Below are 17,119 nucleotides of genomic sequence, written 5' to 3'. Positions count from 1 at the left end.
TTTAAATAACAAAATCTTGATAATAATAGAGTGTTTAATTGAAACTTTATTATTGTTGTTTAATTGTATTTAAAGTTTGTAGTAATTGATCAAATGTTTTAGATTGATGTTTTTCATCTCTAGCTTGAACAAATAATCCAGAGTTGATTTCAGCTACCATTTGAGCTGATTTATCATCAGTTACCATCGCTTTAGCAATTGTGTTTTCATCATTTAATTTTAACAATGAATCAAGTGAAATTGATGCAGATCTTAACATGTTTAATTCAAAATGTAATTTTGCAGTTGCATCATCATCTGTTAATTGTTGGTTTGTTTTATCTTTGATTTTTGCTTCTAAATCAGAAATCATTTGTTTGAATTTAGTTTGTTGATCTTTTGAAACAACATCTTTTAAAGGCATTACATATCCTGAAGTTTTAGCAAGAGTAAATCAGTTATTTTCTTCAGTTAATCCTATTTTATTATTACCTTTATATAGTCATTCTAAGAATTTTTTTGTAGCTTTATTTACTTTATCATGTTTTGAAGCAACTGGTATTATACTTGAACCACCTTCGTTAAAAATACTATATTTTGAACCTTTACTTTTAATTACTTGAGTAGTCATTAATACATCTTTTTCACTTGCATTGTTTTTGTAGAATGATGCTTCTTGACCTTTTTCAACTTTTCCTAAGTAAGGGTGATTTTTTGAAAATCTAGTAATTTTATTTTGATAAGCTCCAACTGAAGCTGCAAAGCTTACTGCACTTTGGAATTTAAGAATTTCTCATGATCCTCACTCTTCTTTACCATTTTTCATGTATTTAATAGAGTGGAATGCTTTTGTTGAAACTGCACCTTTTTCTTTAATTTCTTTTCTAAATACAGTTTTATATGTATCTGAATAACTCTCTCAAAGTGATTTGAATTTTGATTTAACATCATCATCTTCAATTAAGTTATATTTAACTTTTTTATTTTCATCTAATTGAAAGGCTGCTTTTTTCTCATCTTCAATTTTAGTGTGTAATTCTTTTAAGAATGCTTGATCTTGATAATCGATTGATAACACTTCACCAGATAGTGTAGAGGTTGTTATTTTTTCTTCATTTTTTATTTCGATATTTTCAGAAAATTTCTTTGCAAGTTCTCTAATACCATCTAATGTTTTAAATGTTTCATCATCAACTGTATAACCCTCAAAAGGTTTTGGATTTTCTTGTGTAGTTTTAAGATCAACATATGCTCAAATTGAAGTTGTAGGAATTTCTTTAGTTTCAATAGCTAAAGCTTTTTTAATAACTTCAGATTCTCCAGTTACAGTTCCTCCACCTCGTTGAATTATTTCAAACATTTTATTTAATAATCTTAAGTTGAAAACAGCTGAATCAACATCGGCATTATCAAACGGAATATTAAAGATCTTGTCTGTTTGTCCTTGACCAGCTAAAACTGAGTGTAGATTTGCAATTTTATCAAAGAATAAATTTTTTGTAATTCCTTTGTCAGATAGATCTAATAATCTTCCTTCTTGATTGATTACATAAGCTCCTGATTGAGCTCCTAAAATAATATTTGGAACTTTTTTAAAATCTCCTGATTCAATATTAGATTTAGCATCTTTAATTAAGCCAAACTCACTAAATGACTTATGACCTTGAATTTTTTCACCATCAACAACATAATCATCTTGGAATTGAAGTTTTACTTTCATAAAATCTTCAGTATCTTTGAATGTTTCATTGTAGTATTTAACAAATGGTTTTAAAGCAGTAGCCAATGGAAACGCTTGACCTTGAGCTGCTTGAAAAACTATACTTGTAGGTTGTTGGTTATAACAAGAAACAACACTTATAGCACCTGATGAACTGATAAATAATGAACTTAATCCTAATAATAATTTTTTCATTTACTCACTCTCCTTTTTATACTTAAATTTAAAATTAAGTATCCAATAAGATTATTGCACTATTTGAACAATTATCACTATTTTTTTTAAAAAAGATTCAGTGTTTTTAAAATTGATAAATTTATTAGAATTTTGAAAAATAAAAAAAGTAAAAATGAGATTTTTACTTTTAATTAAATCTAATTATATTCTTATTTTTTTGTTGATTTGGTGCGGATGTTTAAAACTAAAATTTAACAGGTTTATTAATCTCCATCTTTAATAAACTCTTGAGTATCATTATATCTTTTTTGAATTGTTAATGGTACATATCAATCTCAATATGGTTGATGTCAAATTCCTGTGTGTCTATCTATAAAATTACCCGTTTGTGCTTGTGCTATTCATCAAGAAACTAAACTTTGTTTAAAATTTTTTTGCTCCTGCTAGAGTGAATTTCATAAGCGTTACATTTTTAGTATACCAATGTCCTATATGTTGATTAAAATTTTCTGCTTTATGAAACATATAACTAATGTTGGTTATATTTGTTAAATCTCAGTTATCTAAATTTGTTATATGCTCATTTTGGTTATTTTCAAACATTCTCTGTAAACTGTTAATAAATCAAGGAAGAGTTGGGGGAACTTTATTTATATGTACACTTACAGGAGTTGCACCACCATTTTCATTTCAACCAAATTCAACTAATTCATTACCTTTTTCAACTTTTGATTTTATTTTTGGAAAAACATTACCCATATCTAGTTCAATTTCTACTGAATCTTTTTTAACTTTAAATTTCTTATCTCCACCATCATTTATTTTATTATCAGCTTGGCCATTATTTGCCAATTCAAATTTAAAACCTAAAGTTTTATTAAGTCTATCAAGTAAGGATTTGTATGTTTCTCCACCTCAAACAGTGTTTTTCATCTTTTCATTTCAAGCTTGTGTAACAATTTCTTTATAGTTAGTAATTTGTCGAGATGCTGTTTCAAATTCTTGTTGTAATTTTTTTAGTTTCTCTTCTTTATCTTCTAACTGTTTTTTTAATTGAACTATTTCAGTATCTTGACCTATTTGTCCTTCTAATTCTGTTATTTTAGCTTGATTAGCAGTAGCTGTTCTATCAAGTGCAGCTTTATCTAATTCTAGTTGATTTCTTTCACTTATAAGTTTTTTAACCTTTGTATCAATTTCACCGATCTTTTGTTTTATTTCTCGAATTATTCTACTTAAGTCATCAATTATTGTGTTTGATGGCGAATTTGATTGATTATTTAAAATATTTTGATCATTTTTTAAGTTATTAACAATTAAAGTTGAAGTTGAAATTATACTAGTAGAAAAAAGTGTTGCTAAGGATAAACATCTTAATAGTTTCATAACTAACTCTAGTCTCCTTTAAAGGTTATTTAGATATGAAAATTATACTTGCAAAAAAAAAAAAAAAAAGACTTGACAAAAATTGCAAAGTGTATTAACAAGATAAAAGTAAGTGATATATGTTATTAATTAAACCTAATTATTTTTTTAGAAAATATTGCATAAATACTTAATGGTATAGTTAAAGCAATGACTGCTCCTGCTGCTTTTATGTTTATAAAATTACCTTCAACACTACTTGCTAAATCTAAATATCAAATTGATATATTAGTATAACCATCAGTTAATAAAAATCTAGGTCATAAATAATCATTTCAAACTGAAATAAATGAAAAGATAATTAATAATAAATATCCTAATTTCGTTTTAGGTAAATATACATAAAATAGTTTTTCATGTAATTTTAAATTATCATTTTTCATAACTTTATGTTTATTTTCATAAACACTTTTAGCAATATTAAACATATAAGTAAAATTGAAAAATGAAAATAAAGAATTAGTAACATAACTAAACATTAAATCTCTAAAACCAATAAAGATAAGTACTCTTTTTAAACTTAAATAAATACTAAATTCAGGTATTAAACTAATGATTAAAAAGAAATATAAAAAGATTTTTTGATATTTTAAATTCATTTTTAATAATCCCGCTATTGCTAGAGAATAAACTAATAATCTAAAAGAAATTAAAATACTTGCAAATAACAATGTTTGATAAATAGCTGGAAAAATATTACTTTTAAAAGCTTGACTAAAATTAGATCATTCTCATTCTTTTATAAATATAAATGTTTTATTACTTACTAAAGAACTTGTTGAAACTAGTGATTGTAATAATAAATAGTATAAAGGAAATAGCACTACTACTAATAATATTCCTATTAATAAATATTTAATTAATTCTTTAATTATTTTGATGATCATGATTTTTATTACCTTTCAATTTAATTATTTTAAAATAAATACTTTTAATAGTTTTTATTCTTAATAATTGAATAATACATAGTAGTGATAATAAATAAGCAAAACTAAAGAAAGCTGATGCATATCCTTTTTCAAATTTTAATGAAGAATTATTTGTTGAACCTAAAAACTTAAGAGTATAACTAGTTAAAGTATGAGCTAGATTAGAATCAACACTATAAGTTGGTTCTAAAATTGCTTCAGGTAATAAAAGTGTTGAAAATATAAAGTTAGTAAATAATATAGAAAATAATACTTTAGATATTTCATTAGCATAAACAAATCTAAACCTTTGAAACATTGTTAATTTATCATTTCTCATTAATCTATAATATTTAGCTTCAGCTCTTGATAAACTTGCTGCAAATAATACTAAGTTAAAAGGTAGAGATCTTCATAATTGAAATATAGAATAATAAATTCAAATAGGTAGTTTATGATCTCCTAACATAAAACTATATTTGTCTAATCCTAAAATATAAAAGAATAAGTTTTTAGAACCAAAAAACATACTAAATGCAATTCCTATAGCAAATCCTGAAATGAAAAATTGTGAATATATAATTGATATAAATATTCTTTTACTTGTTTTAAACAATAATGAATTAATTAATAAAGCAAATAACAATGCTAGTGTGATTGAAAAACCACTTCCAAATATTAACACTAATGTACTATTTAAAACTGCATGTTGAAATAACTTATCACTTAAAATATTGTTGTAGTTATTAAAGTTAATTTCATAACTAGTTCTATCTGCTTCATTTGGCAAAAATCTTAACGATTTTACAAAAGTATGAAAAATAGGAATTAAAGTAAATAATAAAACACAAATTAGTAAGGGTAGTAATAATAAAGATGTTTTAAAAACATTAGCTGAATTTTTTTTAATTTTGTTATTCATAGATTCTATTACCTTTACTATCGAATACTAAAACATCTTTATCAGAATAGTTTATGCTTATGCTTGAACCTATTTCTATATTATTTTGATCCATTAAAACAGATCAAGAGTTATCATTAGAATAATTTATTATATATAGTGTTTTATCACCTAAATTTTTTCTATCAATTATTTTATATTTACCATTTAAATCTGGTGCGATTTCAACTTTATTATGTCTTATATAATAATGTTTATCATCTTTAATTCCAATGTAGTTAATTTCAGGATAACCAATAAATTTAGCAACAAATAAATTATTAGGATTATCATACATTTCACTACCTGATGAATATTGTTGAATTTCTCCTTTATTTAATAAAATAATTTGATCACTAATTTTTAATGCATCTTGTTGATCATGAGTAACAATAATTAAACTCAAGTTAAATTCTCTTTTAACTTTAATTAATCATTGAATTGTTGATTCTTTTATTTTTGCATCTAATGCTGAAAAAGGTTCATCCATTAATATTAAATTAGTTTTTTTAATAATACCTTTTGCAAATGCAACACGTTGTTTTTGACCACCACTTAATTCATTAACATTTTTATATAATAGTTGGTCTATATCTAATTTTTTAACTATTTTTTCTATTTCAATTTTAAATAGATTTTTTAATTTAACTTCTTTTAAAAATTTAAATTTATTTTTAACATCTTTGTTAAATAAGAAAGTGAAAATTAATTTAAGATAGTTAATTTTTGTTTTTGATTTATTAAATGAATGTATACTGTTTTTATAATCATCAAATAATTTAATTATCTTTTGATCATTAAGATTATTTTTGTTTATGTAATTTTTAAAAAAATGAATTCTAACTGAATTAACTCATTTATCATAGTTTTTAGCACTTAAATAAACATTGTTAAAAACTGTAGTATTTTCATACACTGAATTTTCTTGCATTATGTATGATACTTCATGAATTGAAGGGTTGTTTTTAATTTTAATTTCTCCACTAGTTGGTTTTATAAATCCTAAAATTAAGTTTAATAATGTAGTTTTACCACTACCTGATGGACCTAATAAACAGATAATTTCGTTCTTATTTATTGTTAATTCTCCTATATTAACATCATCGAACTTTTGTTTTTTAGAATACTTAAAAATTAGGTTTTTTATAGTGATTAGATGTTCGTTTTTTGGTTCACTTTTCATAACAATTTTATTTTATTACAAAATCATTTATTCTAAACAAAGATTAAAAATAAGTAAAAAGAAAAAAGACATTATGTCTTTTTTACGCTTTATGAAAATTCTGATTTGGATCTATTTTGGTTATTTCAAAGTAATTTTGTAGCGGTTTTTCAAATCTTGTAATTACCGTTATTTTTTCTTACGTCTTCTAATAACTGATAAAATAGCTCCAATAATACCAAGTCCGCCAACAGCACTAGCCGATGAAGCTATGATAACTGTTTTATTATCTTGTTTTTCTGGTTGTTTATTATTGGTTTCATCTTGATTTGTTTGAACAGTAAAGTTAATTGTAATTGTTCCTTGGTATTTTTGGTGATCATCTTTTACTTTTAAAGTGATTGAATTATTAGATCTATCTTCAGTAAAATTGAAATTATTTCTATTTAAACCATCAAGTTTTGTATTATTGTTTCTAATAAATGCGTTGATAATTTGTTCAGCGTTATATGAATTAAATGCTCCTGCATTTGGATTTAAATCTAATGTTGAGATGTTTGTTTTAACTGAATAGTTAATTGCAACTTGACCAAATCAATTGTTGTTGTCATCATTTACTTTAATTGTTAAAACGTTGTTTTGATTATTTACAACTGTAAAACTATTTCTTGTTAAACCTAATTCATCAAGTTTTTGTTTATTATCTTTAATGAATTTTTCAATGATTGTGTTTGCATCATCTGAATTAAATGCACCAGCATTTCTGTTTAAATCTAATGTTGAAATATCAGTTTTGATTGTAAAGTTAATTGTAATTGTTCCTTGGTATTTTTGGTGATCATCTTTTACTTTTAAAGTGATTGAATTATTAGATCTATCTTCAGTAAAATTGAAATTATTTCTATTTAAACCATCAAGTTTTGTATTATTGTTTCTAATAAATGCGTTGATAATTTGTTCAGCGTTATATGAATTAAATGCTCCTGCATTTGGATTTAAATCTAATGTTGAGATGTTTGTTTTAACTGAATAGTTAATTGCAACTTGACCAAATCAATTGTTGTTGTCATCATTTACTTTAATTGTTAAAACGTTGTTTTGATTATTTACAACTGTAAAACTATCTCTTGTTAAACCTAATTCATCAAGTTTTTGTTTATTATCTTTAATGAATTTTTCAATGATTGTGTTTGCATCATCTGAAATAAATGCACCAGCATTTCTATTTAAATCTAATGTTGAAATATCAGTTTTGATTGTAAAGTTAATTGTAATTGTTCCTTGGTATTTTTGGTGATCATCTTTTACTTTTAAAGTGATTGAATTATTAGATCTATCTTCAGTAAAATTGAAATTATTTCTATTTAAACCATCAAGTTTTGTATTATTGTTTCTAATAAATGCGTTGATAATTTGTTCAGCGTTATATGAATTAAATGCTCCTGCATTTGGATTTAAATCTAATGTTGAGATGTTTGTTTTAACTGAATAGTTAATTGCAACTTGACCAAATCAATTGTTGTTGTCATCATTTACTTTAATTGTTAAAACGTTGTTTTGATTATTTACAACTGTAAAACTATTTCTTGTTAAACCTAATTCATCAAGTTTTTGTTTATTATCTTTAATGAATTTTTCAATGATTGTGTTTGCATCATCTGAAATAAATGCACCAGCATTTCTGTTTAAATCTAATGTTGAAATATCAGTTTTGATTGTAAAGTTAATTGTAATTGTTCCTTGGTATTTTTGGTGATCATCTTTTACTTTTAAAGTGATTGAATTATTAGATCTATCTTCAGTAAAATTGAAATTATTTCTATTTAAACCATCAAGTTTTGTATTATTGTTTCTAATAAATGCGTTGATAATTTGTTCAGCGTTATATGAATTAAATGCTCCTGCATTTGGATTTAAGTTTAAAGTTGAGATGTTTGTTTTAACTGAATAGTTAATTGCAACTTGACCAAATCAATTGTTGTTGTCATCATTTACTTTAATTGTTAAAACGTTGTTTTGATTATTTACAACTGTAAAACTATTTCTTGTTAAACCTAATTCATCAAGTTTTTGTTTATTATCTTTAATGAATTTTTCAATGATTGTGTTTGCATCATCTGAATTAAATGCACCAGCATTTCTATTTAAATCTAATGTTGAAATATCGGTTTTAAGTGTGAAGCTAATTGTGATTGTTCCTTGGTATTTTTGGTGATCATCTTTTACTTTTAAAGTGATTGAATTATTAGATCTATCTTCAGTAAAATTGAAATTATTTCTATTTAAACCATCAAGTTTTGTATTATTGTTTCTAATAAATGCGTTGATAATTTGTTCAGCGTTATATGAATTAAATGCTCCTGCATTTGGATTTAAATCTAATGTTGAGATGTTTGTTTTAACTGAATAGTTAATTGCAACTTGACCAAATCAATTGTTGTTGTCATCATTTACTTTAATTGTTAAAACGTTGTTTTGATTATTTACAACTGTAAAACTATCTCTTGTTAAACCTAATTCATCAAGTTTTTGTTTATTATCTTTAATGAATTTTTCAATGATTGTGTTTGCATCATCTGAAATAAATGCACCAGCATTTCTATTTAAATCTAATGTTGAAATATCAGTTTTGATTGTAAAGTTAATTGTAATTGTTCCTTGGTATTTTTGGTGATCATCTTTTACTTTTAAAGTGATTGAATTATTAGATCTATCTTCAGTAAAATTGAAATTATTTCTATTTAAACCATCAAGTTTTGTATTATTGTTTCTAATAAATGCGTTGATAATTTGTTCAGCGTTATATGAATTAAATGCTCCTGCATTTGGATTTAAATCTAATGTTGAGATGTTTGTTTTAACTGAATAGTTAATTGCAACTTGACCAAATCAATTGTTGTTGTCATCATTTACTTTAATTGTTAAAACGTTGTTTTGATTATTTACAACTGTAAAACTATTTCTTGTTAAACCTAATTCATCAAGTTTTTGTTTATTATCTTTAATGAATTTTTCAATGATTGTGTTTGCATCATCTGAATTAAATGCACCAGCATTTCTATTTAAATCTAATGTTGAAATATCGGTTTTAAGTGTGAAGCTAATTGTGATTGTTCCTTGGTATTTTTGGTGATCATCTTTTACTTTTAAAGTGATTGAATTATTAGATCTATCTTCAGTAAAATTGAAATTATTTCTATTTAAACCATCAAGTTTTGTATTATTGTTTCTAATAAATGCGTTGATAATTTGTTCAGCGTTATATGAATTAAATGCTCCTGCATTTGGATTTAAATCTAATGTTGAGATGTTTGTTTTAACTGAATAGTTAATTGCAACTTGACCAAATCAATTGTTGTTGTCATCATTTACTTTAATTGTTAAAACGTTGTTTTGATTATTTACAACTGTAAAACTATTTCTTGTTAAACCTAATTCATCAAGTTTTTGTTTATTATCTTTAATGAATTTTTCAATGATTGTGTTTGCATCATCTGAATTAAATGCACCAGCATTTCTATTTAAATCTAATGTTGAAATATCAGTTTTGATTGTAAAGTTAATTGTAATTGTTCCTTGGTATTTTTGGTGATCATCTTTTACTTTTAAAGTGATTGAATTATTAGATCTATCTTCAGTAAAATTGAAATTATTTCTATTTAAACCATCAAGTTTTGTATTATTGTTTCTAATAAATGCGTTGATAATTTGTTCAGCGTTATATGAATTAAATGCTCCTGCATTTGGATTTAAGTTTAAAGTTGAAATATTTGTTTTGATTGTAAAGCTAATTGTAATTTCACCTTGGAATTTATCACTATTTATAACTTTAACTTTTATTGAATTATCAGCTCGATCTCCTACAAGTTGAAAGTTATCTTTAGTTAACTCTCTTAGCTGTGGATTCTTTCTGATAAATGCATTGATGATAGCATCTTTATTAAATTCATTAAATGAACCTACATTTGTAATGTTTACAACTGTATTAATAGGAGTTCTTAATGAAAAATTAATAGTAACTTCACCTTGGAAATTTTCATTATTATTTCTAACTCTAACTCTTATTGAATTGTCTTGATCTTCAACAACTTCAAAATCATCTTTAGTTAAATTTTGTAATTGTGGATTTTTACTAATAAATGTACTAATAATTTCATCGTTATTTTTTGAGTTAAATGCTCCTGCATTATTGTTAATGTTTGGAATTTCATCAATTTTTGTTTTGATTGTAAATTTAATTTCAATTTCACCATGGAATTTATCACTATCTTTAATTTTAACTTTCATTGAATCGTTAGTTGTCTGACCAACAACTTCAAAATCATTTCTAGTTAGTCCAGGCATTTTACTATTGTTGTTATCAATAAAAGCATCAATAATTGCATCTTTATTAAATTCATTAAATGATCCAGCGTTAGGATTTAATTCTAAAGTTGAAATATTTGTTTTAAGTAAAATTGAACCTTGATATATTTCATGATCATCTCTAACTTTTAAAGTGATTGAATAATCAGAATTTTTATTACCTAAAAGATCATTTCTATTTAAACCTTCTAATTTTGTTTGATTAATTCGAATAAATTCTTCAATAATTTGCTCAATACTTTTATTTTTAATATCGCTAATATCAGTTATAAGGTTTTGTATATTATTAATATTAGTTAAGAATTTATAAGTAATTGTTACTTCACCTTTATATCTTTTAAATCTTGCTGATTGTTTTGATCTTAATACAGCAACTCCTGGAGATTTAATTACAATTTCTAGTGAATCTCAATCTAAATTAGAATATTTAGGTTTAAGTGTATTTAATATATTTTTAATTATTTCTTGATCATTTGTTGCTCTTATAAGACCTAGTTTAGTATCTTTATTGTTTATAATTTGTGAAATATTTTTTATGTATTTTGAAGGAATTCTAATTGGTTTATTAGAATCAACTCACTTGTTAGCATTTTTATCAAAATTATCCATGTTAACATTTTCTTCAATAACTCAGTTGATTATATTTTGATTAAATGATTCAGCTCCTTCAAAAATACTACTCATATCAGTTACTTTTGATACATTGAAATTAAAAACTGATTGATTGAATTTCTTAGCATTTTTAAACATGGCTTTCATGTTAGTTGCTTCTGAAGTTGTTCAATTAAGATCGTTATTAGCATTATTAAAAGCTTGAGCATTTTCAAACATAGATTCCATATTTGAAACTTTTCCTGTATTAAGAGAGTTTAAATTTTTATTAAAGACTTTAGTATTTTTGAACATAGATTTCATATTAGTTACTTGTCTTGTATTAAAAGCTACTTCTTGGTTGAAAACATTTGCACCTTCGAACATAGATTCCATATTTGTAACATTTTGAGTGCTTCAATTAGAAACATCTTGATTGAAATTTTTAGTATTTTTGAACATGAAACTCATATCACGAACATTAATAGTTTTATCTTGTCATCTAATGCTTTGATTTTCATTGTTAAAAGCTTGAGCACCTTGAAACATTGAGCTCATATTTGTTACTTGACTAATATTTCAATTTGAAACATTTTTATTAAAAGCTTTACTATCTTTAAATAAAGATTTCATGTTTTTTACTTTTGAAACGTTTCATTTAAGTTCGTTATTTGCATTATTAAAAGCTTCTGCTCCTTCAAACATACCTTGAATACTTTCTGCACTAGATAAATCTAAAGAGCTTATTTCACTATTAAATTTTTTAGTATTTTTGAACATGAAACTCATGTCTTTAACATTTATAGTTTTTTTGTTGAAATGTAAAAACCCTTGATCTGCATTATTAAAAGATTCAGCACCTTCAAGCATACTGCTCATATCAGTTACTTGTGACACATCTCATCTATTTAAGTCTTGATCAAAACTTTTAGCATTTTTAAACATAGATTTCATGTTTTTTACTTTTGAAACGTTTCAAACACGAACATTATTATCAAATTTTAAAGCTCCTTCAAACATGCTTTCCATGTTTTCAACATTAGATGTGTTTAATCTTCTTACATCCTTGTTAAAGTTTTTTGCATTTTTAAACATGGTTTTCATGTTTTTTACTTTTGAAGTTTTATTTTCTCAATCTAAAACACTTGCTCCACCATTGTTAAAAACTTCAGCACCTTGAAACATAGATTCCATATTTTCTACATTAACTACGTTTCAATTATTAATAGGACGGTTGAATGTCTTAGTATTTTTAAACATGGCTTTCATGTTTTTTACTTTTGAAACATTTCAAGAACTACCATCATTTTTTGATAAATCATTATTAGCAGCTATATCTCTATTAAAAGCAATAGCACCTTCAAACATAGATTCCATATTTTCTACATTAGAAACATCAAAGTTTTCAAATTTTTGATTAAATTGTTTAGCGTTTCTGAACATAAAACTTGTATTTGATAATTTTGGCGTAACATTATGATTGACTTCTGCTAATCATTTAAAACTATTAAGTCCACGACCACCATTTACATAACTCTCAGCACCATCAAACATATAACTTGCATCAACAACATTTGACGTATTAAAATTGTTTATACTTTGATTAAAGTTTTTAGCATTTCTGAACATAGCTTTCATACTTGTTACTCTAGAAGTATTTCAGCTCATAATACCTTTTATAGATTTGTTTTGATTATTTTCAAAAGCTGAAGTTAAATCAGTAATATGTTCAGGTAAGAAAAACGGAACTTCATCTACATTAGGTGGAAAAGGTACAATTTTATTTCCTACAGAAGCTATTTTGATAACTTTATTTGGATTTGATTTGTCAAATTCATGTTTTGGTAAATTAGTCAGATTATAGTTTGTTAAATTATTTTCACTTTTATTTATTAATTCTATTTTGTCATTATTTTCTATTTCATTATTATGATTATTAGCATTTATAGCCATAACTGCTTTTAAAATTTTTAATAAATTCGTCATTTAAACACCTCTATATAATTCAAAACATTCTCTTATATTTTAAAATATTTTTTAATAAATTAATATTTTTAACCTAATAAAAGTTCTAGTAAAAATTAAATAAAAAACTCTCAATGAGAGTTTATCAATATTATATTAAATATATTATGAAATAAATGTTATGGGTTTAAAATTCTTCCATCTTCAAATCCTACACCACGATTTCCACCTCTATAAGAATTTACAACAAGTTCAGGGAGATATAACCTTCAATGATTTAGTGAATGTCTTCAAATAGGACATTCTTTATTAATAAAATCAAGTAGTGCTATACCCTCTCCTCTTACAATTTTTTTTATTCTCCAAGACTTTATACTTTGCTTAAAATTACTTGCTGAAAAAAACATTCTCTTGAAATTTACTACGTTTTCAATATTCCAATTCGCTATTGAATAATCAAAATTAGAACCCTCAAACACACCCTCCATACTTTTCACATTAGACGTATCTCACTTTTCTAAATTAATAATAAATGTAGATCTTGATTTATAAAAAGCATAATCAAGACTTGTAATAAATCAAGGTAAATATTCAGGTACTTCTGAAATGTTATCACTCATTTTCTCAATTCTGCCTTCGGCACTTCAACCAAACTCAATTAATTTATCTCCTTGTTCGACTTTAGATTGAGAATTTTTATAAATTTTTCCCATTTCTAATTCAAGTTCTATTTCACCTTTTTTAACTTTAAATTTTTTATCTCCACCATCATTTATTTTATTATTAGCTTGGCTTGTGTCTTTTAATTCAAATTTAAGTGAAATAGTTTTATTAAATCTATCTAATAAATTACTATAAGTTTCACCAGCTCAAATGGTGTCTTTTGTTTTTTTATTTCAAATATCAATAACAACTTCTTTATAGGTATTAATTTGTTGGATTGATGAATTGAGTTTTTTTTGTATTTCTTGTAACTCTTGTTGTTTAGCTTCTGCCTCTTGTTTATATTGATTTTTTTCACCTTCTAATCTTGTGATTTCCTTATCTATTTGTTCTATTCGTTCGTTTAATTTTGTTATTTTACTCATGTTTTCTTGAACTATCATATCAAGTTGAGTTTGCAAGTGTTGCTTTTGTTTTAAAATAGCACCAATCTTAGTATCAATTAAATTTATCTTATTTTTTATTTCTTGAATTATTGTGTTTAAATCATCTATTATTGTCTTTTGTGAATTATTTGTTTGATTATTTTGAGTATGATTTTGATCATTTTTTAAGCTATAAGCAATTAAAGTTGAAGTTGAGATTAAGCTAGTAGAAAATAATGTTATTAAAGAGAAAAATCTTCGTAGTTTCATAATTAATCTTACACTCCTTGAAAAAGACTCTTGCTTATATGAATTATACTCGCAAAAAAAAAAAAAAAGACTTGACAAAAATTGTCAAGTATGAATCTTTAATTTATAAAAAAGGTACTCTTAACTGTCTTACATTATTTTAAATATTTATCCATTGTTCTAAATAAATTACTTACTCCAGATTTTGTAATACTATAACCTTTTTGTTTCATTTCTTCAACCAGTTCAATATATGAATAATCTGGATTTTCTATTCTTATTTCAGCTAAAACTTGAGCTTTCTTACTTAGTAAATGAAATTGATTAGATTCTTTTAAATAGTTAATCATTTCAACTTGTTTTTTACCTGCTTTTAAAACTTTAGTTTGATTTGAAATATCTATATTATTAACCCTATTAATACTGTTATAAACATCACGTGAAATTCTTTCATTTTCAAAAGCTAAAACAGAATTACTTGCATCAATTAATTTTAAAAAATCAGACACCATAATTGATCTTTTTAAATAACAAATAAATCTGTTTGCATTACGTTCTAACAATTTAAAATCGAAACCTAAATCTTTATTTAATATCATAAAACGATCAGCATCAATTAAACTTTTAAATTGTAACTCTAAATGATAATTACTTGTTTTTGGAGAATTAACTGATCCAACTGCTGTAAAAATTCCTGCAATATAAGCTCTTATAATTGAAGTTTTATCTTTGATTGATTCATCAACTTGATAATCATAGATTTTTTGATTATCTTTGTTATAAATTTTTAGATCTTGTAAGAATTTATCAACATCCCCAATTAAAGTTAAAACAAATGTTTTATTCTTTTTTAATACTTGAGATTGAATAATTGATATTTCAACTTCTCCATTAAAAAACTCTTTTGTAAAACTTAATAATGTTCTTGCTATTTTATTACTTATTGTTGAAAATCTTATTTTTTGAGCTTGATTAGAAAAGATAATATCAGAGCTATATCTAATAAATCCGGAAAGATAAGCTAGTTTTTGATCATGATTAAAACTATGAGTAACTATTTCTTCTTTAACTTCTAAAGCAAATGACATATCTTTCTCCTTATTAAACTTCAACAATACTAAAATATTCTACTTCGTATAATCAATTAGGCTTTCTAAATAATCTACAAAATACATATTGAGAACATACAATTCCAATAAAACCAATAACAACTGATAAGCCTATGATAGCTAATGATAAATCTTTATTATTTGAAATAAATAGATTATCATTTGATCTAGTTAATTCTAAAACATATCTAACAACATTTCATAACATAAAATAACTAAACATAGCTACTCCACTTTTAGTAATAGCATAATTATTTTTATTATTTAAATCTAATAAAAGTTGATTAGTTTGTCATTTTTTAACTATAAAGTTTTTATTAGCTAATTTTATTTGTGATGCTTTTATTTTAAATTCTTCAACAGCATTTGATTTTGTATTATTTGATAAAGCTTTTTTTCAAGCGTCTTTGCTACTTATTTTTTGATCAGTTGATTTAACTCAAGGTTTGAAAAATTGAACAAAACTAAATAATCAATCAATTTTAATTACATTATTATTAGCATCAATTGGTTTAGAAAATAGTTTATAAATATTAGGAATAATAAAAGTAATTACAACTCAACAAGTTAATAATAAAATTGATTCATAGAAAAAGATTGGAGAAAGTAATACTAAATTACCTTGTGATAATTCAACTCCATTAATTGTATCTGTTGCTCCGTTATAAACTGATAATGAATTTTTTAAAATGATATCTGGTAATCATAAAGGTCTAGCATTATTTTGTAAAAATGCTCCAAATAATTGATCAATATCTGCATCAGTATAATTTCTAGAAATTGAATTAGCTATTTTTGCAATTGGATGACCTAATACTTCGTGATTGAAAAAGTTTCCTCATCTTCCAATTACTTGACCTAATAAAATATTTGGAATAATTGCATCACCATAAACTAGTATAGAAGTTTTAGTTCTTCGTCCTACTATACAGAAAAATATTATTCCTACAAAAGTTCCAGCAAATACTCCACCATGAATTGCTAATCCACCTTCTCAAAATGCAAATCTTTCAAAAAATGGCATATTTGTTTGATCTATTTTTCCAAAAAATGAAGCACCTAGTAATGAAGCAGGAATAATAAAAATTACTGAAAGTGATAAGTCATTTATTGATAATCCTTTTTTATAAAAATTAACTAAACCATAAGCAATTGATAGCATCATTCCAACAGTCATTGTTAGAGAATATATTCTTATTTTTCCATATTCTGGTTTTACATTATTATAAGTTAAAGAAGTGTGATTACTATTTGATGGATCAGAAAATGAATTACCATCAGTTCAGTTTTGACGTAGTAATGAAGTTGTTAAAACTAAAAATAAAACTACACATAAACTTAATAACACTCATAAACTAATAGCAATAATTGATTTATTTCTAACTAGTTTTAACTTAAGATTATAAGCTGATTTATTTGTCTTTTTTTCTGTCATAAAATC

General features: G+C 24.3%; 9 protein-coding genes. All 9 read right to left on the bottom strand.

Features of this window, described 5'->3' with window-relative positions:
• Positions 1–49: 49 nt before the first annotated feature.
• The 9 genes from NX779_RS02705 to NX779_RS02665 all read right to left on the bottom strand — a co-directional run bounded on the left by NX779_RS02705 (position 50) and on the right by NX779_RS02665 (position 17,113).
• A complete protein-coding gene (locus tag NX779_RS02705) occupies positions 50–1,894 on the bottom strand; it encodes a P68 family surface lipoprotein (RefSeq protein WP_259429892.1) in 1,845 nt (614 codons plus the stop codon).
• 405 nt (positions 1,895–2,299) lie between these two features.
• Entirely contained in the window at positions 2,300–3,262 is a 963-nt protein-coding gene (locus NX779_RS02700; RefSeq protein WP_259429891.1) for a BspA family leucine-rich repeat surface protein, read from the bottom strand.
• A 125-nt stretch (positions 3,263–3,387) separates the two neighbouring features.
• A complete protein-coding gene (locus NX779_RS02695; RefSeq protein ID WP_259429890.1) occupies positions 3,388–4,188 on the bottom strand; it encodes an ABC transporter permease subunit in 801 nt (266 codons plus the stop codon).
• Complete coding sequence (locus NX779_RS02690; protein ID WP_259429889.1) at positions 4,169–5,131, bottom strand: ABC transporter permease family protein; 963 nt, start codon at positions 5,129–5,131, stop codon at positions 4,169–4,171. The genes NX779_RS02695 and NX779_RS02690 overlap by 20 nt, the downstream gene beginning before the upstream one ends.
• The gene (locus NX779_RS02685; protein WP_259429888.1) at positions 5,124–6,332 is read right to left on the bottom strand and encodes an ABC transporter ATP-binding protein; all 1,209 of its coding nucleotides are present in this window, start codon (positions 6,330–6,332) and stop codon (positions 5,124–5,126) included. Before NX779_RS02685 ends, NX779_RS02690 begins: the two co-directional genes overlap by 8 nt.
• A gap of 168 nt (positions 6,333–6,500) precedes the next feature.
• Positions 6,501–13,253 carry a BspA family leucine-rich repeat surface protein gene (locus tag NX779_RS02680; protein ID WP_259429887.1) on the bottom strand — a complete coding sequence of 2,251 codons (6,753 nt, stop codon included), beginning with the start codon at positions 13,251–13,253 and terminating at the stop codon, positions 6,501–6,503.
• Between the two features lie 158 nt (positions 13,254–13,411).
• Complete coding sequence (locus NX779_RS02675) at positions 13,412–14,590, bottom strand: BspA family leucine-rich repeat surface protein (protein ID WP_259429885.1); 1,179 nt, start codon at positions 14,588–14,590, stop codon at positions 13,412–13,414.
• A 134-nt stretch (positions 14,591–14,724) separates the two neighbouring features.
• Positions 14,725–15,657, bottom strand: coding sequence for a DNA-binding protein WhiA (gene whiA / locus NX779_RS02670; RefSeq protein WP_259429884.1), 933 nt, complete (start codon positions 15,655–15,657; stop codon positions 14,725–14,727).
• 13 nt (positions 15,658–15,670) lie between these two features.
• Complete coding sequence (locus NX779_RS02665) at positions 15,671–17,113, bottom strand: prolipoprotein diacylglyceryl transferase (protein ID WP_259429882.1); 1,443 nt, start codon at positions 17,111–17,113, stop codon at positions 15,671–15,673.
• Between the last annotated feature and the right edge of the window lie 6 nt (positions 17,114–17,119).

Source organism: Mycoplasma cottewii, from assembly GCF_024918975.1.
GTDB lineage: Bacteria > Bacillota_I > Bacilli_A > Mycoplasmatales > Mycoplasmataceae > Mycoplasma > Mycoplasma cottewii.
This window is presented reverse-complemented; position numbering and strand designations above follow the sequence as displayed.